This is a genomic window from Streptococcus sanguinis, from assembly GCF_019928825.1.
Classification (GTDB): domain Bacteria; phylum Bacillota; class Bacilli; order Lactobacillales; family Streptococcaceae; genus Streptococcus; species Streptococcus sanguinis_L.
In genome coordinates this window covers 169,792-193,605 of record NZ_JAHZOP010000003.1, presented here as the reverse complement: position 1 = coordinate 193,605, position 23,814 = coordinate 169,792, and the positions used below count along the sequence as shown (strand labels likewise).

Here is a 23,814-nt window from a genome sequence, read left to right as displayed (position 1 = left end):
ATCTAATTTATTGTTATGATTTGTTAAACAAAAATCTAACAAGAGTAAAGGAGATGTCGTATGATTGTTTTTGCAAAAAACAAAAATTTTCGCCAGTTGCTAATTAATCAATGGATTTCAGGTTTTGGGGACATTGTTTTTTATTTGGCTTTGATGAACTATGTTTCTGCTTACTCCTTTGCTCCACTTGCGGTTTTATTGATTTCTCTTTCTGAAACGCTGCCCCAGTTAATTCAAGTTTTTACTGGAGTTGCGGCGGACTTTCAGAAGAATCGTATCCATAAATACCTGCTTATACAGTTTAGCAAGGTGCTCTTATATAGCTTGGTAACGTTTTTGTTGCTTGAACAAGATTTCTCCTTCTTGATTCTGCTTTTGATTTGCTTGATTAACTTTCTGTCGGATAGTCTGAGTTATTTTTCAGGTGCCATGCTGACCCCAGTTTATGTAAAAGTGATTGAGCAAGATATGACCTCTGCTATGGGCTTTCGGCAGGCTAGTATGAGTCTGGTTCATATTTTGGGGAATCTAGCTGGCGGTTTTCTCATCGCTTGGATGAGTATTGGAGCTTTGGCAGGACTGAATGCTCTGACATTCTTGCTAGCTTACCTTGGTTTTGGGCATATTAGTAAAAGCTTACAGGACTTAGAACCGGAGTTTAACAGTGCCAAGGAGCTAAATAAAGAGAATTATTGGCAGCATTTATTGGATTCTCTAAAAGTCTTGCTGGGATTGAAAAACGTTGTGAGGTTGTTATTAGTTTCAACCTTTGGGCAGGTCACTCTGAATATTCTGACGCCAGTGGCGACTCTTTTATTGCTGAAAAGGCCTTTTTGGAATCTGCAGATTGGTCAGTCCATTGCCGTGTTAATTGTTCTAAGTTCCGCTGGTCTGATCTTAGGGAATATTTTGAGTGGCAGTTTGCTGAAAAAACTTTCGACGAAGCTTTCTATGTATAGTAGCCAAGTATGTGAAGGTTTTATTCTTTGCGGTTTTTTCTGGCAAAATTTTTTACTTATACTGATAGCAAGCTTTGCTTGCTCTGTTACAGTCGGTCTGCTGAGTCCAAGATTGCAGAAATCTGTATTCAGTATGATTCCAGAAGAAGCGATGGGAGCCATCCAGTCAGCTATTAATCTATTTAGCATGGCTGTTCCGAGTGTTTTATCTATGCTGTTAATAGCTCTTGCCAGCAGCATGGGAATTATTTATATTCTCCTCCCGCTTGTGTTAATGCTGGCACTGTCTTTTTACTTAATTATTCCAATGGAGAACTTGAAGACAGATTCGGATAGCTGTTGAATGGCAGCTATCTTATTTTTCTGCTTTGAAGAGACTTCTGATTTTTTAGGTCATTTTTGGTATAATAAAGGACAGGAAATACAAGGAAGTAAAACATGAAGATTTTTGATACACACACGCATTTAAATGTGGAAGAATTTGCTGGTCGAGAGACAGAAGAGCTTCAATTAGCTAAAGAAATGAGTGTTGCTGCACATAATATTGTCGGTTTTGACCAACCGACCATTGAGCGTGCCTTGGAGTTGGCCGACAGCTATGATCAGCTTTATGCTACGATTGGCTGGCACCCGACTGAGGCTGGGACATATGATGAGGCGGTGGAAGCCTATTTGGTAGATAAACTTCGTCACCCCAAGGTGGTGGCTCTAGGCGAGATTGGGCTGGACTATCACTGGATGACTGCGCCCAAGGATGTTCAGGAGCGGGTTTTTCGACGCCAAATCCAGCTCTCCAAAGAGCTGAACCTGCCCTTTGTCGTTCACACACGTGACGCATTGGAGGATACCTATGAGATTATCAAGAGTGAGGGTGTCGGCCCTCGAGGCGGTATTATGCACTCTTATTCGGGTTCTTTGGAAATGGCAGAGCGCTTTATTGAGCTGGGAATGATGATTTCCTTTTCTGGGGTCGTCACCTTTAAGAAAGCGACGGATATTCAGGAGGCTGCGCAGAACCTACCTTTGGACAAGATCCTTGTCGAGACAGATGCACCCTATCTGGCACCTGTTCCCAAGCGTGGACGGGAAAACAAAACAGCCTATACCCGCTATGTTGTAGAGAAAATTGCTGATCTGCGTGAGCTGACTGTCGAAGAAGTAGCGCAGGCGACCTATGACAATGCAAAGAAGGTGTTTGGGCTTGACTGAGAAGATAAAAATCCCTCAGGTAATCGTCGTTGAGGGCAAGGATGATACAGCTAACCTTCAGCGATTTTACCAAGTTGACACTTACGAGACGAGAGGTTCCGCTATCAATGAAGAAGACCTAGAGCGGATAGCGAAACTCCACCAGCTGCGAGGTGTGATTGTCTTTACCGATCCAGACTACAACGGTGAGCGTATCCGTCGAATGATTATGGAGGCTGTGCCTACTGCTCAGCATGCCTTTCTCCGTCGAGATGAGGCGGCTCCCAAGTCTAAGAACAAAGGTCGCTCGCTGGGAGTAGAGCACGCTTCGTTTGCAGATTTGCAGCAGGCGTTAGCTGGGCTGGTCGGATATTTCGATGATGAGGATAATTTTGACATCACCCAAAGCGACCTCGTACGATTAGGCCTGCTTATGGGAAGAGACAGCCGTCAGCGTCGAGAGTATCTGGGTGATCAGCTCCGCATCGGCTATTCTAATGGCAAGCAGCTGCTCAAGCGGTTGGAATTGTTTGGAGTGACCTTGGCGGAAGTGGAAGAAACCATGCTCAAATATTCAGACTAACGGAGTAAGAAATGAAAAAAGTAATTATTACGGGCGGCAATAGTGGTATTGGCTACCAAGCTGCTAAACAGTTAGCTGAGAAGGGGTGGTCAGTGACCCTATTTTGCCGGCGAAAAGAAGCAGCTGAGCAAGCCTGTGAGAAAATCCGTCAACAAACAGAAAATCCGCATGTAGATTATATCTTGGTTGATTTATCTGATATGAAAAGTGTCAGGCAAGCGGTAGAACAGTATATCCAAAAAGAAGAGACTTTAGATGTTTTAATTAATAATGCGGCTGATTTTGATTTATCAATCAAAAGTCCTGTGATTACCAAAGATGGATTAGAAAAGCAGTTTGCGACCAATGTGGGCGCTCCGTACTTACTTTCTTCTTTATTGAAAGGTTTGTTGGAAAAGTCAGAAAGTGGTCGGATTATTAATATTTCTTCTCAAGGGCTGGTGCTTTATCCTTTCATGAAGCTTGATTTTGAAAATTTATCCGGTCAAAAACATTACAGTCCTGCTAAGACCTATTATCAGAATAAGCTGGCCTTGTTGATGTTGTCGCTTTATATGCGGAAATATTGGAAAGGTATCAAGGTTCAGGCGATCCGTGTGACCAATGTCAAAGTAGATATGAGCCGCTATGATCACCTCAGTGCTTTTATGAAAAATCTGTATAAAATTAAGTCGAGATTTTCGATTAGTCCTGAAGAGATGGCGAAAGTCTATATAGCCTTATCTACAGAAGATGGCCATGAGGGCTTTTTGTATGATGAAAAATGCAGAGAAGTTAAGACTAATACATTTGCTTACGAGGAAGAAGAACAGAAAAAACTCTACACCATGCTTGAGCAAATGACCTCCTTAAAAGATAATGAATAACGAATTAGAAAAGAGAAAAGATGCGAATTGCGGACCATAGTGTGACCCGTGCCATTCTGGAGCGTCACGGTTTCACTTTTAAAAAATCTTTCGGTCAGAATTTCCTGACGGATACCAACATCCTCCAGAAGATTGTGGACACAGCCGAGATTGACAAAAAGGTCAATGTCATTGAAATTGGGCCCGGTATTGGGGCTTTGACGGAATTTTTGGCCGAAAGTGCCGCGGAGGTCATGGCCTTTGAGATTGATGATCGGCTGGTGCCGATTTTGGCGGATACCCTGCGCGATTTTGACAATGTGACAGTGGTTAATCAGGATATTCTCAAGGTTGATCTGGCTCAGTACATAGCAGAGTTTAAGAATCCAGACCTGCCTATCAAGGTAGTGGCAAACTTGCCCTACTACATCACGACACCGATTCTTATGCATTTGATTGAAAGCGGAATTCCTTTTAGTGAGTTCGTTGTTATGATGCAAAAAGAAGTGGCGGATCGGATATCAGCTCAGCCGAATACCAAGTCCTACGGCAGTTTGTCAATTGCAGTGCAGTATTACATGACGGCCAAGGTTGCCTTTATCGTGCCGAGGACAGTCTTTGTGCCAGCGCCTAATGTGGATTCGGCTATTCTCAAGATGGTGCGCAGAGACCAGCCAGCAGTTGCGGTACAGGACGAGAAATTCTTTTTCAAGGTCTCCAAGGCTAGCTTTGTCCACCGTCGGAAGACTCTCTGGAATAACCTGACCAGTTGTTTTGGGAAGTCAGAGGAGACTAAAGGCAAACTGACAGCAGCTTTAGAACGAGCTGACTTATCTCCAAGTGTTCGGGGAGAAGCTCTGAGTTTAGAGGAATTTGCGCGCCTGGCAGATGCTTTGAAGTCTGAAGGATTATAAAAAAATAGAAGATCTGCTCTACATAGCTGGTCTTCTATTTTGCTAATGAGGTACATATGAAAGTGAAATTTCTGTCTTTTCTCTGCAGTGTAATTCTACTTCATAATAACAAAAAATCCTATCAATCATGATAGGATTGCTTTTTTATGCGGAGGAAGGGATTTGAACCCTCACACCCGTACGGGCACATGCGCCTGAAGCATGCGTGTCTGCCGTTCCACCACCTCCGCTTGAGATTCTATTATAACTTATTTTTGTGAAAATGCCAATAGAGAATATCAGTTTTTTTCATACAGTGAAAAAAGCAGAAAAATTTCTATTTTTTCTTTACTAAAATAGTTCTATGATATTGCCATTATAGCAAGTATTTGTTACAATTAGATTAATTACTTATTTAGGTAACGAAATAAAAAAGGAGAATGTTATGAAACTGAAAAAATGGCTGCTATTTTTGATGCTGCCCCTTCTGTTTTTGCTGGATTTGAAGCTGTTTACAGCAACTGCTCAAGCTGATGCTTTGAAGAATGCAATCACAGATATTAAGATTTGGGACCACTCTAATGGCCGCGAAGCAACCAAGGTTAACGGTGCTTACAATTTGGTCCAAGGGGGGAATTATCGCTATGAGCTAGTTTTTGATTTGTCTGCTTACGATAACAAGCTCAAGGATGGGGATACCTTTACCTTTACAGTACCGAACGGTGCAACCATTGCTGATGGTACAACTTTTACTCTGACGGATAATGAAACGCAGGTCCAACTTGGAGCGGCTAAGATGACGTCGAATGGTTCGGGTAAGGGTGGTCTGATCACGGTTACTATTCAAAATCTGGCAGATTACAAGTCTAAGACAACTGCTAGTGGAGTAAGAGGGAGCTTCTTCTTTGATTTTCAGGCGACGACAGTAGGTGCTGATCAAGACTGGAATTATAAGCCTGAGGAAACTCAAGGGGCGATGAGCCATAAGGTAACCATTAACGAGCGCAAACAAAACAGTTTTTCAACAGCTGGTGAAAACTACGCTAAGATTGGAGGGGTCATTGCTAAGAAGCCATATAATTCGGCTATTCTAGGCAAGAGCGGTGACTACTCGCATAACTGGACTGTTCGTATCAATACTCAGCAAAAGACTTATAATTCTCCGATTGTTATCAAGGACGTCATTCCAGATAGCAGTGCACCAATGCAATTCGTTCCGGAGCAACTTGTCCTTCGCCAAGGGGAGTACACGCAAAGTTTGTCAAGTATTGCGAATTCTGTTATCTTGAAAGAAGGTCAAGATTATACGGTTGCCTATAATGACACTTATACAGAGTTTACTCTAACCATCAATAACCCAGGCAATCGTGCCTTTATGTTGAACTATATGACAACTTCACCAGCTGATGGTTCTTTGGTATCCAATACGGCTGAGATGGAAGTTGATAATACAAAACTGCCATTCAGAGATGATCGTCCTGGTCAGACGAGCTCTACAGTAGAGCGTAGCAGCCGAATTACAGAAGGTGGTGTTATCACAGCAGATATCAGCAACAGTCTGGTTCTATACAAACAAGATTCTAAGACTGGCAAAATGCTGGAAGGAGCGGTCTTTAAGGTGACAACTCCTAGCGGCCAAGAGATTACTCTGCCGCCGACTGATGCTAACGGGCGGGTTTCTACACAGCCTTTCTCAAGTGAAGAAATCAAGAAAGGCCAATTTACAGTAGAAGAAGTCACAGCTCCGGAAGGCTATGTACTGGACAGCAATCCGATGAAAGTGACTATCAAGGCTGATGGTGCAGTCAAAACAGTCAAGAATACGGTAGATCCAAATGCCAGCAAAAAGCTGACAGTCAAGAAAATTTGGAAAGATGAAAGCAATCAGGACGGCAAGCGTCCAGCTTCTATTGCTGTAGATGTCTACGCTAACGGTCAAAAACTGGCTGATAAGACAGTGACCGTAACTGGCGGTAGTACAGATGCGGAGTGGACAGCTCAGACAACTGATTTACCAATCTTTGATGCAAGCGGTCAAAAAATCACCTATACAATCGGTGAAGATCAGCTTGATGGCTACGATGCTCCAGAAGTAGATCAGGGAAATCTCACTGTTACCAATAGTCGTACGCCAGAGAAAATCTCCATCAAAGCCAGCAAGAAATGGGATGATGCCGAGAATCAAGACGGCAAACGTCCTGCCAATGTTGTTGTAAAACTTTATAAAGAAGTTGGCGGTCAGAAATCAGAAGTTGCGAACCGAACTCTGACCGAGGCTGACCAGTGGGCAACCGAGTTCACTAACTTGAACAAATATGAAAAGGGACAAGAAGTTGTCTATTCTCTGGAAGAAGACGCGGTCCCTCACTATCAATCTCAGGTAACTGGCAATGCTGCTGATGGCTTTGTAGTGACCAACACTTACAAGCCAGAAACAATCAAGATTTCTGGTCAGAAGAAGTGGGAAGATGCGGATAACCAAGACGGTAAGCGTCCAAATGCTGTTAGAGTCAAGATTTTGAAAGGTCAAGATATTGTCGATGTACAGGAAGTGACGGCTGCTAACGGTTGGAAATATGAATCCAATCCTCTTCCTAAATATGCAGCAGGCCAAGAAATTGCTTATACTGTTGCAGAAGAAGCTGTACCGGGCTACACGAGCAAGGTGGACGGCTACAACATCACCAACTCTTACACCCCAGAAACGGTCAAGGTTTCCGGTCAGAAGAAATGGGAAGATGAGGACAACCAAGATGGTAAGCGTCCAGCTTCAGTTAAGGTTAAAATTCTGAATGGTGATACGGTTGTTGATGAGCAAAATGTGACTTCCGCTAACGAATGGAAGTATGAGTCTAAGGCTTTACCTAAATATGCAGCAGGCCAAGAAATTACTTATACTGTAAGTGAGGAAGCTGTTCCAGGTTATACTAGCAAAGTGGATGGTTACAACATCACCAATTCTTACACTCCAGAGACAACGACTGTGTCTGGAAGCAAGACTTGGGAAGATGGCGATAACCAAGATGGCAAACGTCCAGCTTCTATCACAGTTAATCTGCTAGCTGACGGTCAAAAAGTCAATACTCAAACAGTCAGTGAAGCAGAAGGTTGGTCTTACAACTTTACTGGCTTGCCAGTCTACAAGGATGGCCAACGGATCACCTATACAGTGACAGAAGAAGCTGTACCGGGGTATTCAACTAATCTCAACGGCTACAATATCACTAACTCTTATACACCAGAAAAGACAGAAATCACTGCCAGCAAGACATGGAATGACAGCGATAATCAAGACGGTAAGCGTCCAACTAAGATTAGCATTAAGCTGATGAAGACAGTCGGCGGTGTAAAGACAGAAGTCGCTAGCAAGGAAGTGACGGCTGCTGATCAATGGCAAACCAAATTTGAAAATCTGCCAGTTTATGAAAATGGTCAGAAGATTGATTACTCTATCGAGGAAGATGATGTAGCTGGCTACACTAAAGAAATCAAAGATTTCACAGTTACCAACTCTTACACTCCAGAGATGATCAAGATTTCTGGTCAAAAAGTCTGGGATGATGCTAATAACCAAGACGGCAAGCGTCCAGCTTCTGTTAAGGTTAAGGTAAAAAATGGTGATACTGTCGTAGATGAGCTGGAAGTAACAGCTGCTAACGATTGGAAGTTTGAGTCTAAAGCCCTTCCTAAGTATGCAGCAGGTCAAGAGATTGCCTACACTGTTACTGAAGAAGCAGTTGCGGACTATCAAACTAAGATTGATAAATTCACCATTACTAATTCTTACACTCCTCAAAGTACGGAGTATGCTGTTACTAAGGTCTGGGATGATGCTGATAACCAAGACGGCAAGCGTCCGGCTTCTATCACAGTGCAACTGTATCGCTCAGTAAATGGTGAAGAGCCAGTTGCTGTCGCAGGTAAGACATTGACCTTGACGGCTAATAATGAAGTAGCAGCTGACACTTGGAAAGCAAGCTTCACCAATCTGCCTCAATTTGACAAGGGGCAGGAGATTACCTACTCTGTCAAAGAGGATGATGCAACAGTAGCCGCTTTGAAAGAAAAAGGTTACAGTCCGAAAGTAGAAGGTCAGACGATTACTAACTCTCATACTCCAGAGCAGGTTAAAGTTTCTGGTCAGAAAGTCTGGGATGATGCAGATGATCAAGACGGCAAACGTCCAACATCTATTACAGTTAAAGTAATGGATGGAAGCACTATTGTTGATACACTTGAAGTAACAGCTGCTAATGGATGGAAGTTTGAATCTAAAGACCTGCCTAAATATAGAAATGGTCAAGAGATTGTCTACACACTTAAGGAAGATGCTGTTGCTCAGTATGAAACTAAGATTGATAAGTTCACCATTACCAACTCCTATACTCCAGAAACCGTTAAAGTCTCTGGTAAAAAGGTTTGGGATGATGCTAATAATCAAGATGGCAAGCGCCCAGCATCTATCAAGGTCAAGATTTTGGACGGAGATAAGGTGGTAGATGAGCTGGAAGTGACAGCTGCTACTGATTGGAAGTTTGAGTCCAAGGATTTGCCTAAGAATAAGAAGGGCAAGAAAATCAACTATACAGTCCTTGAAGAAGTGACGGTTGAGGGGTATAGCAGCAGCCAAGAACAAGGAACAGATGGCAGCTTCACTTTGACTAATAGCTATAAACCAACACAGATTGCTGTTAAGGGAACTGCGGTATGGTCAGATGCTGAAAATCAAGATAAGGTGCGACCTTCTAAGATTACTGTTCGCCTCTTGGCAGATGGCAAACCAATCAAAGAAGAGGTTGTGTCAGGAGAAAATGGTTGGCAGTATGACTTTAGCGGCCTTCCTAAGTACAAGGATGGCAAGGAAATTGTCTACAGCATTGCGGCTGATCCAGTAGATGGCTACAAGCTTGAGATCAACGGTACTCAGCTGACCTTCAGTCATATCCCTAATAAGAAAGTGACTGTTGAAGGAGCGGTAAATAATAAGCCAGGCGGTCAAGCTCCGAAAGTCGGAGGAAAAGCTCTTCCTCGTACTGGACAGGAAGAAAGTCTTCTTGTTACTATTCTTGGCTTCTTAACAGCTCTTCTCGCAGGAGGAATGCTGATGGCTAAGGCGAAACGCAGCTAATTTGTTTTGATACTTACTGAAAATTACAGTGAGCATCTCATTCGATATAAAAAAGCGAACAGGTTCTTTTGGACTTGTTCGCTTTTATCATGCAGGTTTCATCTCAAGTATTTTAAAGCAGCTGCTTTCTATGGAAAAACAAGCCAACCTTAAGAAATGTCTTCTATGCAAAACAAGCAAGCTAAATCTCGCATTTTTTGTTATAATGAGTGTATTAACTTTTAAGGAGCAATCTTGCAAGGAAAAATCATTAAGGCTCTAGCTGGCTTTTATTATGTAGAGTCGGACGGACAGGTTTATCAAACCAGAGCGCGGGGTAATTTTCGCAAAAAAGGGCAGACACCCTATGTCGGTGATGAAGTCGAATTTTCAGCAGAAAAAGACTCGGAAGGCTATATTTTAAAAATAGCAGAACGTAAAAACAGTCTTGTACGCCCTCCCATTGTCAACATTGATCAGGCAGTTGTAATCATGAGCGCCAAAGAGCCAGATTTTAATGCCAATCTGTTAGATCGCTTTCTGGTGCTTCTAGAACATAAGAGGATTCATCCTATTATCTACATCAGCAAGTTAGACCTGCTTGAAGATGAGCAGAGCTTGGATGTCTATGTGCAGGCCTATCAGTCCATCGGCTATGAGGTCATTAAGACGACTGAGGAATTGCTGCCGCTGGTGACAGGGAAAATTACTGTTTTTATGGGACAGACTGGGGTTGGAAAATCCACTCTGCTCAATAAAATCGCTCCAGACCTGCAGTTGGAAACAGGAGAGATTTCTGAAAGTCTTGGCCGTGGCCGTCATACGACACGGGCTGTCAGCTTTTACAATCTAAACGGCGGGAAGATTGCTGATACGCCAGGATTTTCGTCCTTGGATTACGAGGTGGCTACAGCTGAAGATCTCAATCAAGCTTTTCCAGAGATTGCTGAGTTCAGCCAGTCCTGTAAGTTTCGTACTTGCACTCATACCCACGAGCCGGCTTGTGCCGTTAAGCCAGCAGTTGAGTCCGGCCAGATAGCGTCATTCCGTTTTGATAATTACCTACAGTTTCTCAGCGAGATTGAAAATCGTCGGGAGACCTATAAAAAAGTTGCCAAAAAAAATTCTAAATAAGGAGAAGAACTATGACTTCATTCAAAATTGCCCCTTCAATCTTAAGTGCGGACTATGCTAATTTTGAATCAGAACTGAAAAAGTTAGAAGCAACAGGCGCTGAGTATGCCCATATTGATATTATGGATGGTCATTTTGTACCCAATATCAGCTTTGGGGCTGGGGTTGTTGCCAGTATGCGTCCTCACAGCAAGCTAGTCTTTGATTGCCATTTGATGGTTTCCAATCCTGAGCACCATATCGAAGAATTTGCTCGTGCCGGTGCAGATATTATCAGCATCCATGCTGAAGCGACACCTCATATCCATGGAGCACTGCAGAAGATTCGGGCAGCGGGAGTCAAGCCTAGTGTTGTGATTAATCCGGGAACACCAGTCGAAGCAGTCAAAAATGTTTTGAATTTGGTTGATCAAGTCCTTGTGATGACAGTTAATCCGGGCTTTGGCGGCCAGGCCTTTCTGCCAGAAACCATGGATAAGATCCGTGAACTGGTCGTTCTGCGCGAAGTCAATCAGCTGAATTTTGATATTGAAGTGGATGGCGGTATTGACGACAAGACCATTGGGATTGCTAAAGAAGCCGGTGCCAATGTCTTCGTGGCTGGCAGCTATGTCTTCAAAGGCGATGTCAATCATCAAGTTCAGACCTTACGGGATGCCCTGCATGACTAAGGTTGCGCTGTTTGCTGGCGGGAATTTGGAGCATTTTAGCTTAGATTTTGATGTTTTAGTCGGAGTAGACCGTGGAAGCCTCTTTCTGCTTGAGCAGGGAGTTTGTCCTGACTTGGCTGTCGGGGATTTTGACTCTGTGACCGAGGAAGAATTGCTGCGTATAAAAGATAGAGCTAAGGAAGTCGTTCAGGCCCATCCTGAAAAGGATGATACAGACTTGGAGTTAGCTGTTCTGGCTTGTTTTGAACGGTATCCAGATGCCCGTTTGACCATTTTCGGCACCTTTGGTGGCCGTCTGGATCATGCCTTGGCCAATGTTTTCCTGCCTAGTAATGAAAAAATTGCACCATATATGGAAAAGATTTTTCTGGAAGACGAACAGAATCTGCTGACCTATGTTCCCAAGGGGCGCCATGAAATCAAACCAGTATCTGGCATGCGCTATCTGGCCTTTCTGCCATCGGATGATGCTGCCTTAACGATTGAGGGCGCCAAATATCCGCTCAATAAAGATAACTTTTTTTTCAAAAAAGTGTATGCTTCTAACGAATTTATAGATAAGCCCATTTATTTGGACTTTGATAGCGGCTATACAGTCGTCATTTACAGCAAAGACAGGAGCTGATATGGAGTTTATAATCATCCTCATTCTTTTGGGAAACCTAGTGCTGACCTTTCTTTTATGGCAAAAGCTTAGTCAGCAGACTGAGACGCTAAAGCAAGTCTTGGAAAATCAGGCAGATCATCTATCGGATCAGTTGGACTATCGCTTGGAGCAGGAAAGTCAGAAAAAGCAAACGGCTCAGAAAGAGCTGGAATTAGCTCTGGGAGATCGTTTGAGCGAGGTCAGGGCAGATTTGCACCGCAACTTGACAGACCTGCGCTTGGAAATCAGTGACAACCTGACCAAGAATCGGGATAAAACTGACGAGCGTATGCGGCAGATTCAAGAGTCCAACGAAACCCGTCTAGAGCAGATGCGGCAGACCGTTGAAGAGAAACTGGAAAAGACACTTCAGACTCGACTTCAGACTTCTTTTGAGACCGTTTCTAAGCAATTGGAGTCTGTTAATCGCGGTCTGGGAGAAATGCAGAGTGTTGCCCGAGATGTCGGCACACTGAACAAGGTCCTTTCCAACACCAAGACTCGGGGGATTCTAGGGGAGTTGCAGCTAGGCCAGATTATCGAGGATATCATGACGGCTAGTCAGTATGAGCGAGAGTTTGTGACCGTGGCCGGATCCAGCGAACGTGTCGAATATGCTATTAAACTGCCGGGACAGACGGAGCATGAATATGTCTATCTGCCCATTGATTCTAAGTTTCCTCTGGCTGATTACTACCGTTTGGAAGATGCTTATGAGTCTGGCAGCAAGGAAGAAATTGAGCTCTACCGCAAGTCTCTTTTAGCAAGTGTTAAACGCTTTGCCAAGGATATTAAGAGTAAATATCTGGCACCACCAGCTACGACCAATTTTGGAATTATGTTTCTGCCAACGGAAGGTCTCTATTCGGAAGTTGTCCGCAACCCAGCCTTTTTTGACAGTTTGCGGCGGGAGGAGCAGATTGTGGTAGCGGGGCCATCTACCCTATCTGCCTTGCTTAATTCACTGTCTGTCGGCTTTAAAACGCTCAATATCCAAAAAAGTGCGGACGACATCAGCAAGGTTCTGGGTTCTGTCAAATCCGAGTTTAACAAGTTCGGTGGCATTCTGACCAAGGCACAAAAGCACTTGCAGCATGCTTCGGGCAACATTGATGAACTATTAACCCGGCGGACAGGAGCTATCGAAAGAACCTTACGCCATATTGAGCTGTCTGACCAAGACCTCGATTTGAACTTACTTGATTTTTCAGAAGAAAGGGAAAACAATGAAGATTAATCAAATGAAAAAAGATGAACTGTTTGAAGGTTTCTATCTGATCAAGTCAGCAGAAGTCCGTCAGACAAGGGCTGGGAAAAATTATCTGGCCTTTACTTTCCAAGACGATACAGGAGTAATCGAGGGCAAACTCTGGGATGCTCAGCCACATAATGTTGAAGAATTTACTGCTGGCAAGGTTGTGCACATGCAAGGCCGACGAGAGGTCTACAATAACACACCCCAGGTAAATCAACTGACCCTGCGTCTTCCTAAGGCTGGAGAGCCCAATGACCCAGCGGATTTCAAGGAAAAACCGCCAGTAGACCAGAAAGAAATCCGAGATTATTTATCTCAGATGATTTTCAAGATTGAGAATTCGGTCTGGCAGCGCGTGGTCCGCTCGCTTTATAGCAAGTACGACAAGGAGTTTTATTCTTATCCAGCTGCCAAGACCAATCACCATGCTTTTGAGTCGGGGCTAGCCTTTCATACCGCTACCATGGTCAAGCTTGCAGATGCTATCGGAGACATTTATCCTCAGCTTAATAAAAGCTTGCTCTTTGCTGGGATCATGCTTCATGACCTGGCCAAGGTTATTGAACTCAGCGGTCCGGAAAATACAGAGTACACCGTGCGAGGCAATCTTATTGGTCACATCGCTTTGATTGATGAAGAGTTGACCAAGACCCTGATGGAGCTGAAAATTGATGACAGCAAGGAAGAAGTAATCGTCCTGCGGCATGTGCTTCTCAGCCACCACGGTCTCTTGGAATATGGCAGTCCTGTACGGCCTAAGATTATGGAGGCAGAAATTCTGCACATGATTGATAATCTGGATGCGGAGATGATGATGATGACTGCTGCCTTGGGACTTGTTGATCCAGGTCAAATGAGCAATAAAATATTCGCTCTTGAAGGCCGTTCCTTCTACAAACCAAAACTTGAACAGTAAAATACGAAAAATGGACATTACTTGGAAAAGAATGTTCGTTTTTTTGTTTCTGTTATGGTATAATGAATAAAATAACTTTAATTGGTGAAAAAATGAAATTAAGAAGAAGTGAGCGTATGGTGGTTATTTCCAATTATTTGATTAACCATCCTTATGAATTAACGAGCTTAAATACATTTGCAGAAAAATATGAATCTGCCAAATCTTCTATTTCAGAAGATATTGTCATTATTAAGCGAGCCTTTGAAGAGATTGAAATTGGGACCATTGAAACGATTACTGGTGCCGGTGGAGGAGTGATTTTCAGCCCGTCCATCTCCGATACAGAAGCTAAGACCATTGTGCAAGGTCTTTGTGATCAGCTGTCTGAAAGTAATCGGATTCTTCCGGGAGGCTACATTTACCTATCTGATTTGCTCAGTACTCCATCCATTTTGAATAATATCGGACGGATCATTGCAAAAAGCTTTAAAGGTCAACAGATTGATGCTGTCATGACGGTTGCAACTAAGGGTGTACCTTTGGCCAATGCAGTAGCCAATGTTCTCAATGTACCTTTTGTCATCGTTCGTCGGGATTTAAAGATTACAGAAGGGTCAACGGTCAGTGTCAACTACGTATCTGGCTCCAGCGGAGATCGTATTGAAAAGATGTTCTTGTCCAAGCGCAGTCTCAAGGCTGGCAGTCGCGTCTTGATTGTAGATGACTTCCTCAAAGGCGGAGGGACCATTACAGGGATGATTAGTCTCTTATCTGAGTTCGACTCGGAGCTGGCAGGTGTAGCGGTCTTTGCGGACAACGCGCAGGCCAATCGCGATTATCTGGACTATAAATCGCTCTTGAAAGTAACCAATATTGATGTCAAGGCGAATACCATTGATGTGGAAATTGGAAATATTTTTGATTAGGGAAAAGGGCGGAGATTATAGATGAAAACAGTTTTAGAAAAGTTTGACCACAGTCCGCTGTGGATTCGTTTAGGAGTATTGTCGATTTTATTTGGGATTCTGATTACCGGCATGGTTTTTGTACAGGGACAGGCTAATTCCACCAGAAATTCAGTTAGTTCAGCTGCCAGCATCGCATCGAGCAGCTCTTCCTTACAGCTATCTTCTGCTCAAAAAGAAGCGCAGGAAAAAGAAATTCAGGAAGAGGAGCAAGCAGTTCAGGCCGCAGAAGAAGCAGTCAAACAGCTTGAAACCATGCAAACTTTGGAAGATTTGCAGCTGGCTAAGACTGCAGTAGAGAAGGTTAAGGATGCAGCGACGAAGGCTAGATTCCAAAGCCGTATTCAGGCGATAGCAGTCTTGATTGATCCGGAAGCAGCTCAGGCCGCTGTTTCTGAAAATCCAACTGCTGCATCAGAAGAAGCAGTGGCTCAGCCGCAGCAATAAGTGTTAGCAGCAATCTAATAAGCAGAGATAGGCTTAAAATAGAAAAAATGTATTGACAGAGAAGTATCGTCATGCTATAATGATAGACGGTACTTTTTACTTTTGGTCTCTCAAAAGTGTACAGAGACGTGCTGACAAATGTTGCAAAAGTACACGCAGATGGTAGCTGTCACCAAGTGTATCATCACCAAAATTAAAAAAATACAGGAGAATGTAGATGCCTACAATTAACCAATTGGTTCGCAAACCGCGTAAATCAAAAGTAGAAAAATCTAAATCACCAGCTTTGAACGTTGGTTACAATAGCCATAAAAAAGTTCAAACAAACGTATCTTCACCACAAAAACGTGGAGTTGCAACTCGTGTCGGAACTATGACACCTAAGAAACCGAACTCTGCCCTTCGTAAGTTTGCCCGTGTACGTCTGAGCAACCTGATTGAAGTTACAGCTTACATCCCAGGTATCGGACACAACCTGCAAGAGCACAGCGTGGTGCTTCTTCGTGGTGGACGTGTAAAAGACCTTCCAGGGGTACGTTATCATATCGTCCGCGGTGCACTTGATACAGCAGGTGTTACTGATCGTAAACAAGGCCGTTCTAAATACGGTACTAAAAAACCAAAAGCATAAGGAAAGGGGAGAAAGATAAATGAGTCGTAAAAACCAAGCGCCTAAGCGCGAAGTATTGCCAGATCCGCTTTACAATTCAAAATTAGTTACTCGTCTTATCAACCGCGTTATGCTTGATGGTAAGCGTGGTACAGCGGCTTCTATCGTTTACGGAGCTTTTGACCAAATCAAAGAAGCAACTGGAAACGATGCGCTGGAAGTATTTGAAACAGCTATGGAAAACATCATGCCTGTACTTGAAGTTCGTGCTCGCCGTGTCGGTGGTTCAAACTACCAAGTTCCGGTTGAAGTTCGTCCAGAACGTCGTACAACACTTGGACTTCGCTGGTTGGTAACTATTGCTCGTCAACGTGGTGAGCACACAATGGTTGACCGCCTTGCAAAAGAAATCTTGGATGCATCTAACAACACTGGTGCAGCTGTTAAGAAACGTGAAGACACTCACCGTATGGCAGAAGCTAACCGTGCCTTCGCACACTTCCGTTGGTAAGAATAAGATACTAAGGGCGTTAAAAAAGCGACTGAAAATTAGGAAACTTGACGCAGAATCAAAGATTCTAGAAAAGCTTATCTATTTTCCGAGCTTTTAGCCCGAGTTCAATTCAACTCATCTACAAGTTGAGACCAACAAAAACAAGATAAGCATTGAGAACGGGTAGGTCCTGCCTATCCGTTTTTGCTAAATAATGTTATAATAAACTGTAAAATAAATTAATAGGAGAAATAACCAAATGGCTCGCGAATTTTCACTTGAAAAAACTCGTAATATCGGTATCATGGCCCACGTCGATGCTGGTAAAACAACAACAACTGAGCGTATTCTTTACTACACTGGTAAAATCCACAAAATCGGTGAAACTCACGAAGGTGCGTCACAAATGGACTGGATGGAGCAAGAGCAAGAGCGTGGTATCACTATCACATCTGCTGCGACAACAGCTCAATGGAACAACCACCGTGTAAACATCATCGACACACCAGGACACGTGGACTTCACAATCGAAGTACAACGTTCTCTTCGTGTCTTGGACGGTGCGGTAACCGTTCTTGACTCACAATCAGGTGTTGAGCCTCAAACTGAAACAGTTTGGCGCCAAGCAACTGAGTACGGAGTTCCTCGTATCGTATTTGCTAACAAGATGGACAAGATTGGTGCTGACTTCCTTTACTCAGTAAGCACTTTGCATGATCGTCTTCAAGCAAACGCTCATCCAATCCAATTGCCAATTGGTTCAGAAGATGACTTCCGCGGAATTATCGACTTGATCAAGATGAAGGCTGAAATCTATACTAACGACCTTGGTACAGATATTTTGGAAGAAGATATCCCAGCTGAATACCTTGAGCAAGCGCAAGAATACCGTGAAAAATTGGTGGAAGCAGTTGCTGAAACTGATGAAGAATTGATGATGAAATACCTTGAAGGTGAAGAAATCACTAATGAAGAATTGAAAGCTGCTATCCGTAAAGCGACAATCAATGTTGAATTCTTCCCAGTATTGTGTGGTTCTGCCTTCAAGAACAAGGGTGTTCAGTTGATGCTTGATGCAGTTATTGATTACTTGCCAAGCCCGCTTGACATCCCAGCGATCAAAGGTATCAACCCAGATACAGAAGAAGAAGAAACTCGTCCAGCATCTGACGAAGAGCCATTTGCAGCTCTTGCCTTCAAGATCATGACTGACCCATTCGTAGGTCGTTTGACTTTCTTCCGTGTTTACTCAGGTGTTCTGAACAGCGGTTCATACGTATTGAACACTTCTAAAGGTAAACGTGAGCGTATCGGACGTATCCTGCAAATGCACGCTAACAGCCGTAATGAAATTGAAACTGTTTATGCGGGTGATATCGCTGCTGCCGTAGGTTTGAAAGATACAACTACTGGTGACTCATTGACAGATGAAAAAGCTAAAATCATCCTTGAGTCTATCAACGTTCCAGAACCAGTTATCCAATTGATGGTTGAGCCTAAGTCTAAGGCTGACCAAGACAAGATGGGCGTTGCTCTGCAAAAACTGGCTGAAGAAGATCCAACTTTCCGTGTTGAAACAAACGTTGAAACTGGTGAAACAGTTATCTCTGGTATGGGTGAGCTTCACTTGGATGTCCTTGTTGACCGTATGCGTCGTGAATTCAAGGTTGAAGCAAACGTAGGTGCTCCTCAAGTATCTTACCGTGAAACATTCCGCGCTTCTACTCAAGCTCGTGGATTCTTCAAACGCCAATCTGGTGGTAAAGGTCAGTTCGGTGACGTTTGGATCGAGTTTACACCAAACGAAGAAGGAAAAGGCTTCGAGTTTGAAAATGCTATCGTCGGTGGTGTGGTTCCACGTGAATTCATCCCAGCGGTAGAAAAAGGTTTGGTTGAGTCAATGGCGAACGGTGTCCTTGCTGGTTACCCAATAGTTGACGTGAAAGCTAAACTTTACGATGGTTCATACCACGATGTCGACTCATCTGAAACAGCCTTCAAGGTTGCGGCATCACTTGCGTTGAAAGAAGCTGCTAAGACTGCACAACCAGCTATCCTTGAGCCAATGATGTTGGTAACAATCACTGTTCCTGAAGAAAATCTTGGTGACGTTATGGGTCACGTAACAGCTCGTCGTGGACGTGTTGATGGTATGGAAGCGCATGGTAACAGCCAAATCGTTCGTGCTTATGTTCCACTTGCTGAAATGTTCGGTTATGCAACAGTTCTTCGTTCAGCATCACAAGGACGCGGTACCTTCATGATGGTATTTGACCACTACGAAGATGTACCTAAGTCAGTACAAGAAGAAATCATTAAGAAAAACAAAGGTGAAGCTTAAGCTTTGAGCAAACCTTGGCACTCGCGTTTGCGGGTGCTTTTTCTATTTTTGGAGAACTGCCCCTCAATAAAAAGGGGAAATGATTGATTTTGTAAGTTGTATTCCCGCATTTTCAAAAGATACTGCTTTGCTTTTTCAAATCAATGAAAGTCGAAATGAAAGTTAGTGAAAGAATTCATAATACTTGTTAATAACAATGAAATCAGTTGCATTTTACCTCAATTAAGTATATAATAGAAATGTTGAAAGGTGATTTGTAGCAACTCAAGTTACTCTTTTCACATAAAAATTTTTTGATTTTCATAAGGAGGAAATCACGAATGGTAGTTAAAGTTGGTATTAACGGTTTCGGTCGTATCGGTCGTCTTGCTTTCCGTCGTATCCAAAACGTAGAAGGTGTTGAAGTTACTCGCATCAACGACCTTACAGATCCAGTAATGCTTGCACACCTGTTGAAATACGACACAACTCAAGGTCGTTTCGATGGTACTGTTGAAGTTAAAGAAGGTGGATTCGAAGTTAACGGTAAATTCGTTAAAGTTTCTGCTGAACGTGACCCAGAACAAATTGACTGGGCTACAGACGGTGTAGAAATCGTTCTTGAAGCAACTGGTTTCTTTGCTAAGAAAGATGCTGCTGAAAAACACCTTAAAGGTGGTGCTAAGAAAGTTGTTATCACTGCTCCTGGTGGAAATGATGTTAAAACAATTGTATTTAACACTAACCACGACATTCTTGATGGTACTGAAACAGTTATCTCAGGTGCTTCATGTACTACAAACTGCTTGGCTCCAATGGCTAAAGCTCTTCAAGACAACTTCGGTGTTGTTGAAGGTTTGATGACTACTATCCACGCTTACACTGGTGACCAAATGATCCTTGACGGACCACACCGTGGTGGTGACCTTCGTCGTGCTCGCGCTGGTGCTGCAAACATCGTTCCTAACTCAACTGGTGCTGCTAAAGCTATCGGCTTGGTTATCCCAGAATTGAACGGTAAATTGGACGGATCTGCACAACGCGTTCCAACTCCAACTGGATCAGTTACTGAATTGGTTGCTGTTCTTGAAAAGAACGTAACAGTTGATGAAGTAAACGCAGCTATGAAGGCAGCAGCTAACGAATCATACGGTTACACAGAAGATCCAATCGTATCTTCAGATATCGTAGGTATGGCTTACGGTTCATTGTTCGACGCAACTCAAACAAAAGTTCTTGATGTTGACGGCAAACAATTGGTTAAAGTTGTATCATGGTACGACAACGAAATGTCATACACTGCACAACTTGTACGTACTCTTGAATACTTCGCGAAAATCGCTAAATAATTCAATGGTAAAAGAAAGAGGCTCATTTGAGTCTCTTTTTCTGTGCACTGTTTTGCGAGAATTATTAGAGACAGGGCTATGGTATGTTGTACTTCTATTTTCCAAATTTTCAGTCATATAGAAAGTCATTTTTATCATATCTGTCCATTTTTCTAAATGCTTCAAGAGGCTGTTTAGTGAAGAGAGAATCCAAGCATACTTTCCTTAAAGAAAACTATACCAATTTTACACTTGACAAACTAAAAAACAGTGTGTATACTATCTTTGTTGAAGTTATTTAACTTCAAGTATACTATACCAATTTTTAATAAGAAGGGCTGGTTTCTAAGGCTAGAAATCAGAAGTAACGTTATGTGTGGAATTGTCGGAGTTGTCGGAAATCGCAACGCAACAGATATTTTGATGCAGGGCTTGGAAAAGCTGGAATACCGTGGTTATGACTCAGCTGGAATTTTTGTAACAACAGGGAAAACTTCTAGTCTGGTCAAGTCAGTCGGTCGTATCGCTGACCTACATGCTAAAATTGGCATCGATGTTGCTGGGACTACTGGTATCGGACATACTCGTTGGGCTACTCATGGGAAACCAAGTGAAAACAATGCCCATCCTCATACTTCACAGACCGGCCGTTTTGTCTTGGTTCACAACGGTGTGATTGAGAACTACCTTGATATTAAGAACAATTATCTAGCTGGTCATGACTTCAAGGGGCAGACAGATACAGAGATTGCTGTGCATCTGATTGGCAAATTCGCTGAAGAAGAAGGCTTGTCTGTTTTAGAAGCCTTTAAAAAAGCTCTCCACATCATCCGTGGTTCTTATGCCTTTGCTTTGGTGGACTCACAAGATGCAGATGTTATCTATGTTGCTAAAAATAAATCACCTCTTCTAGTTGGACTGGGTGATGGCTATAATATGGTCTGTTCAGATGCCATGGCCATGATTCGTGAGACGAATCAGTTTATGGAAATTCATGACCAAGAGCTGGTTATTGTCCGTAAAGACAGTGTGGAAGTGCAGGATTATGACGGGAATACTCTGGAGCGTGAAAGCTATACAGCTGAGCTTGACTTGTCCGATATCGGTAAGGGAACTTATCCATACTATATGCTCAAGGAAATCGACGAGCAGCCAACTGTGATGCGTAAGCTAATCAGCGCTTATACAGATGATAAGGGGCAAGTATCAGTAGATGCGGATATTGTCAAGGCTGTTCAGGAAGCTGACCGTCTCTATATCCTTGCAGCTGGAACTTCTTACCATGCTGGCTATGCTTCTAAGCGTATGCTGGAAGAGCTGACGGATACACCTGTTGAGCTGGGCATTGCCTCTGAGTGGGGCTATGCTATGCCGCTCCTTAGCAAGAAGCCTCTCTTTATCTTTATCAGCCAATCTGGCGAAACAGCTGACAGCCGTCAGGTCCTAGTCAAGGCGAATCAGATGGGCATTCCAAGTTTGACCGTGACCAATGTTCCGGGTTCTACGCTTTCTCGGGAAGCCAATCATACCATGCTGCTGCATGCAGGTCCTGAGATTGCGGTTGCCTCTACTAAGGCCTATACAGCTCAAATCGCAACCTTGGCTTTCTTGGCTAAAGCTGTTGGTGATGCCAATGCTTCTGAGAAAGCGACAGCCTTTGATTTGGTTCACGAGCTGTCCTTAGTTGCGCAGTCTATTGAGTCCACTTTGTCAGAAAAGGAGTTGATTGACAATAAGGTCCGTGGCCTTCTGGAAACGACCCGCAATGCATTCTATATCGGCCGTGGTCAAGACTACTATGTGGCGATGGAAGCCAGCCTAAAACTCAAAGAAATTTCTTATATCCAGTGTGAAGGTTTCGCGGCTGGTGAGCTCAAACACGGTACGATCTCTCTGATTGAAGACGGGACACCAGTCTTGGCCCTGCTTTCTGATGAAATCTTGGCTAGTCATACACGAGGCAATATTTCAGAAGTCTTAGCTCGGGGTGCCAAGGTGCTGACTATTGCTGAGGAGAATGTAGCCAAAGAAGGTGACGATATCGTACTCAGTCAGGTTCATCCATACCTGTCACCAATTTCTATGGTAGTACCGACACAGCTCATTGCTTACTTTGCAACCTTGCACCGTGGTCTGGATGTAGATAAGCCTCGAAATCTGGCTAAGTCTGTCACTGTAGAATAAGCGCAGCAGGGTTTACCTATAAAATTTACCTATCTCGTCTATAGAAAATATATATGGTCCTTATCTAAAAAGGGTACGAAAAATAAGGTTATTCAGCAGAGTCTGAAAAGCCTTGAAAAAGCTAGCTTAGTCTAGCTTTTTTATTTTGCTTTGATAAATATTTTTAATCAGGCTGATAGGGAAAATATATTTCCCAGGAGAAGGAGAGGATGGTAAGATATATTACAAATTCAAAGAAGGAGGAAGTAATGGTCAGCAAGAAAGAATTAGTGCTGAGAGCTTTTCGGGGTGAAGAAGTTGACCGAGTGCCTGTTGGATTCTGGTTTCACTTTGTAAGCCAAGAGGAAAAGATGCTAGGCCTGGACAATCCAGTGATTTTCAATAAAAGTGTTGAGGGGCATACTGCTTATGTTCGAGCTGCACGGCCAGACTTTGTCAAGATTATGAGCGATGGCTTCTTTAAGTATCCCAGCACGCTTTATTCGGATTATGTTGAGTCCATTCGGGACTTGTCTGCTATTCAGTCTATCGGTGAGGAACATCCTTGGATTGAGCAGCAGATTGAGATGGTGAAGGCTGTGAAAGAAAGCTATCCGGAGAACCTCGCTTCCTTCTACAATATTTTTGCGCCGGTCTCCTATCTCAAGCGCTGGTTCCGCCGGGAAGGGTCGCGAGGAGATAGAGAAATTGCAGATTTTCTGGCAGAGGATTCCGAGCTGACAAGACATATTTTAGATGTCATTGCCGGTGATATTGCTATTTTGACTAGGCGGATCATTGAGGAAGCGGGCATTGAGGGGATTTATCTCAGTACCCAGCAAATCCAAGACGGTCGGGTCGATGGGGCCAGTTATCGTCGTTATATTGAGCCTAGTACGGTTAAGGTCCTGGAAGCGGCCAATGCGGCTGGCGGTCAGAATATTCTCCACATCTGCGGCTTTGAAGGGGCCAGCAATGATTTGGAGCTGTTCAAAGACTATCCAGCTCAAGTCTTTAACTGGGCAACCCATCATGAGGGAGTCAGCTTAGCGGAAGGGCGCAGGCTCTTTGGCGGTCAGACTGTCCTGGGCGGCTTTGAAAATGGCAGAGCAGCTCTTCTAAATACGGGCAGTCGTGCAGAATTAGAGGCTGAGACCAAGCGGCTGCTGGCTGCAGCTGGCAACCAGGGAGTGATTCTAGGGGCCGACTGCACAGTACCAGATGATTTCGAAATAGAAAGACTGGACTGGATCCGTCAGGCAGCTAGTCAATTCTGACGGACTTGCTAAAGCCATAAAGGGTAATTTTC

19 protein-coding genes and 1 tRNA gene are annotated in these 23,814 nt (G+C 43.5%); 19 read left to right on the top strand and 1 reads right to left on the bottom strand.

From position 1 onward, the window contains the following. Window positions 1-60: 60 nt before the first annotated feature. The 5 genes from K1J09_RS07020 to rsmA all read left to right on the top strand — a co-directional run bounded on the left by K1J09_RS07020 (window position 61) and on the right by rsmA (window position 4,489). A complete protein-coding gene (locus K1J09_RS07020) occupies window positions 61-1,302 on the top strand; it encodes an MFS transporter (protein WP_223323657.1) in 1,242 nt (413 codons plus the stop codon). Window positions 1,303-1,397: 95 nt separating this feature from the next. After that, complete coding sequence (locus K1J09_RS07015; RefSeq protein ID WP_223323656.1) at window positions 1,398-2,168, top strand: TatD family hydrolase; 771 nt, start codon at window positions 1,398-1,400, stop codon at window positions 2,166-2,168. Beyond that, entirely contained in the window at window positions 2,140-2,730 is a 591-nt protein-coding gene (gene rnmV, locus K1J09_RS07010; RefSeq protein ID WP_223323654.1) for a ribonuclease M5, read from the top strand. The genes K1J09_RS07015 and rnmV overlap by 29 nt, the downstream gene beginning before the upstream one ends. An 11-nt stretch (window positions 2,731-2,741) precedes the next feature. Continuing rightward, complete coding sequence (locus K1J09_RS07005) at window positions 2,742-3,596, top strand: SDR family NAD(P)-dependent oxidoreductase (RefSeq protein ID WP_223323652.1); 855 nt, start codon at window positions 2,742-2,744, stop codon at window positions 3,594-3,596. A 20-nt stretch (window positions 3,597-3,616) separates the two neighbouring features. Beyond that, window positions 3,617-4,489, top strand: coding sequence for a 16S rRNA (adenine(1518)-N(6)/adenine(1519)-N(6))-dimethyltransferase RsmA (gene rsmA, locus K1J09_RS07000; RefSeq protein WP_223323650.1), 873 nt, complete (start codon window positions 3,617-3,619; stop codon window positions 4,487-4,489). Between the two features lie 147 nt (window positions 4,490-4,636). Here the strand turns inward: rsmA and K1J09_RS06995 are convergent. After that, window positions 4,637-4,719 (bottom strand) — tRNA-Leu (locus K1J09_RS06995). Between the two features lie 194 nt (window positions 4,720-4,913). On the opposite strand from K1J09_RS06995, the gene K1J09_RS06990 reads away from it, so the two are divergent. The 14 genes from K1J09_RS06990 (at window position 4,914) to K1J09_RS06925 (ending at window position 23,782) form a co-directional block, all read left to right on the top strand. Next, window positions 4,914-9,596: a Cna B-type domain-containing protein gene (locus tag K1J09_RS06990; protein ID WP_223323648.1), complete on the top strand. Its 4,683-nt coding sequence runs from the start codon at window positions 4,914-4,916 to the stop codon at window positions 9,594-9,596. Window positions 9,597-9,830: 234 nt separating this feature from the next. Beyond that, window positions 9,831-10,709 carry a ribosome small subunit-dependent GTPase A gene (gene rsgA, locus K1J09_RS06985; RefSeq protein WP_049541019.1) on the top strand — a complete coding sequence of 293 codons (879 nt, stop codon included), beginning with the start codon at window positions 9,831-9,833 and terminating at the stop codon, window positions 10,707-10,709. A gap of 11 nt (window positions 10,710-10,720) precedes the next feature. Next, window positions 10,721-11,380 (top strand): ribulose-phosphate 3-epimerase, encoded by a 660-nt coding sequence (rpe, locus tag K1J09_RS06980; protein WP_002893879.1) that lies wholly within the window; start codon window positions 10,721-10,723, stop codon window positions 11,378-11,380. Beyond that, complete coding sequence (locus K1J09_RS06975; RefSeq protein ID WP_049541021.1) at window positions 11,373-12,005, top strand: thiamine diphosphokinase; 633 nt, start codon at window positions 11,373-11,375, stop codon at window positions 12,003-12,005. The genes rpe and K1J09_RS06975 overlap by 8 nt, the downstream gene beginning before the upstream one ends. Window position 12,006: 1 nt before the next feature. After that, the gene (rmuC, locus tag K1J09_RS06970; protein ID WP_125410583.1) at window positions 12,007-13,263 is read left to right on the top strand and encodes a DNA recombination protein RmuC; all 1,257 of its coding nucleotides are present in this window, start codon (window positions 12,007-12,009) and stop codon (window positions 13,261-13,263) included. Beyond that, entirely contained in the window at window positions 13,253-14,197 is a 945-nt protein-coding gene (locus tag K1J09_RS06965) for a 3'-5' exoribonuclease YhaM family protein (RefSeq protein ID WP_061595329.1), read from the top strand. Before rmuC ends, K1J09_RS06965 begins: the two co-directional genes overlap by 11 nt. Window positions 14,198-14,289: 92 nt before the next feature. Further along, window positions 14,290-15,105: a pur operon repressor gene (gene purR / locus K1J09_RS06960; protein ID WP_032909974.1), complete on the top strand. Its 816-nt coding sequence runs from the start codon at window positions 14,290-14,292 to the stop codon at window positions 15,103-15,105. A 21-nt stretch (window positions 15,106-15,126) separates the two neighbouring features. Then, entirely contained in the window at window positions 15,127-15,591 is a 465-nt protein-coding gene (locus K1J09_RS06955; RefSeq protein ID WP_223323646.1) for a hypothetical protein, read from the top strand. 217 nt (window positions 15,592-15,808) lie between these two features. Beyond that, complete coding sequence (gene rpsL / locus K1J09_RS06950; RefSeq protein ID WP_002893867.1) at window positions 15,809-16,222, top strand: 30S ribosomal protein S12; 414 nt, start codon at window positions 15,809-15,811, stop codon at window positions 16,220-16,222. 19 nt (window positions 16,223-16,241) lie between these two features. Then, window positions 16,242-16,712 (top strand): 30S ribosomal protein S7, encoded by a 471-nt coding sequence (rpsG, locus tag K1J09_RS06945; RefSeq protein WP_002893865.1) that lies wholly within the window; start codon window positions 16,242-16,244, stop codon window positions 16,710-16,712. A gap of 241 nt (window positions 16,713-16,953) precedes the next feature. Next, window positions 16,954-19,035, top strand: a complete 2,082-nt coding sequence (fusA, locus tag K1J09_RS06940; RefSeq protein ID WP_004185285.1) for an elongation factor G — start codon at window positions 16,954-16,956, stop codon at window positions 19,033-19,035. Between the two features lie 320 nt (window positions 19,036-19,355). Continuing rightward, window positions 19,356-20,363 (top strand): type I glyceraldehyde-3-phosphate dehydrogenase, encoded by a 1,008-nt coding sequence (gene gap, locus K1J09_RS06935; RefSeq protein WP_002899102.1) that lies wholly within the window; start codon window positions 19,356-19,358, stop codon window positions 20,361-20,363. A 351-nt stretch (window positions 20,364-20,714) separates the two neighbouring features. Continuing rightward, complete coding sequence (glmS, locus tag K1J09_RS06930) at window positions 20,715-22,526, top strand: glutamine--fructose-6-phosphate transaminase (isomerizing) (protein WP_223323644.1); 1,812 nt, start codon at window positions 20,715-20,717, stop codon at window positions 22,524-22,526. A 209-nt stretch (window positions 22,527-22,735) separates the two neighbouring features. Beyond that, window positions 22,736-23,782 carry a uroporphyrinogen decarboxylase family protein gene (locus K1J09_RS06925; protein ID WP_125331560.1) on the top strand — a complete coding sequence of 349 codons (1,047 nt, stop codon included), beginning with the start codon at window positions 22,736-22,738 and terminating at the stop codon, window positions 23,780-23,782. Window positions 23,783-23,814 lie beyond the last annotated feature (32 nt).

Excerpts from the sequence above, each read along its gene's own strand:
- K1J09_RS07020 (WP_223323657.1), top strand. The coding sequence starts at position 61 with ATGATTGTTTTTGCAAAAAACAAAAATTTTCGCCAGTTGCTAATTAAT.
- K1J09_RS07015 (WP_223323656.1), top strand. The coding sequence starts at position 1,398 with ATGAAGATTTTTGATACACACACGCATTTAAATGTGGAAGAATTTGCT.
- rnmV (WP_223323654.1), top strand. The coding sequence starts at position 2,140 with ATGCAAAGAAGGTGTTTGGGCTTGACTGAGAAGATAAAAATCCCTCAG.
- K1J09_RS07005 (WP_223323652.1), top strand. The coding sequence starts at position 2,742 with ATGAAAAAAGTAATTATTACGGGCGGCAATAGTGGTATTGGCTACCAA.
- rsmA (WP_223323650.1), top strand. The coding sequence starts at position 3,617 with ATGCGAATTGCGGACCATAGTGTGACCCGTGCCATTCTGGAGCGTCAC.
- K1J09_RS06990 (WP_223323648.1), top strand. The coding sequence starts at position 4,914 with ATGAAACTGAAAAAATGGCTGCTATTTTTGATGCTGCCCCTTCTGTTT.
- rpe (WP_002893879.1), top strand. The coding sequence starts at position 10,721 with ATGACTTCATTCAAAATTGCCCCTTCAATCTTAAGTGCGGACTATGCT.
- K1J09_RS06975 (WP_049541021.1), top strand. The coding sequence starts at position 11,373 with ATGACTAAGGTTGCGCTGTTTGCTGGCGGGAATTTGGAGCATTTTAGC.
- rmuC (WP_125410583.1), top strand. The coding sequence starts at position 12,007 with ATGGAGTTTATAATCATCCTCATTCTTTTGGGAAACCTAGTGCTGACC.
- K1J09_RS06965 (WP_061595329.1), top strand. The coding sequence starts at position 13,253 with ATGAAGATTAATCAAATGAAAAAAGATGAACTGTTTGAAGGTTTCTAT.
- purR (WP_032909974.1), top strand. The coding sequence starts at position 14,290 with ATGAAATTAAGAAGAAGTGAGCGTATGGTGGTTATTTCCAATTATTTG.
- K1J09_RS06955 (WP_223323646.1), top strand. The coding sequence starts at position 15,127 with ATGAAAACAGTTTTAGAAAAGTTTGACCACAGTCCGCTGTGGATTCGT.
- rpsL (WP_002893867.1), top strand. The coding sequence starts at position 15,809 with ATGCCTACAATTAACCAATTGGTTCGCAAACCGCGTAAATCAAAAGTA.
- rpsG (WP_002893865.1), top strand. The coding sequence starts at position 16,242 with ATGAGTCGTAAAAACCAAGCGCCTAAGCGCGAAGTATTGCCAGATCCG.
- fusA (WP_004185285.1), top strand. The coding sequence starts at position 16,954 with ATGGCTCGCGAATTTTCACTTGAAAAAACTCGTAATATCGGTATCATG.
- gap (WP_002899102.1), top strand. The coding sequence starts at position 19,356 with ATGGTAGTTAAAGTTGGTATTAACGGTTTCGGTCGTATCGGTCGTCTT.
- glmS (WP_223323644.1), top strand. The coding sequence starts at position 20,715 with ATGTGTGGAATTGTCGGAGTTGTCGGAAATCGCAACGCAACAGATATT.
- K1J09_RS06925 (WP_125331560.1), top strand. The coding sequence starts at position 22,736 with ATGGTAAGATATATTACAAATTCAAAGAAGGAGGAAGTAATGGTCAGC.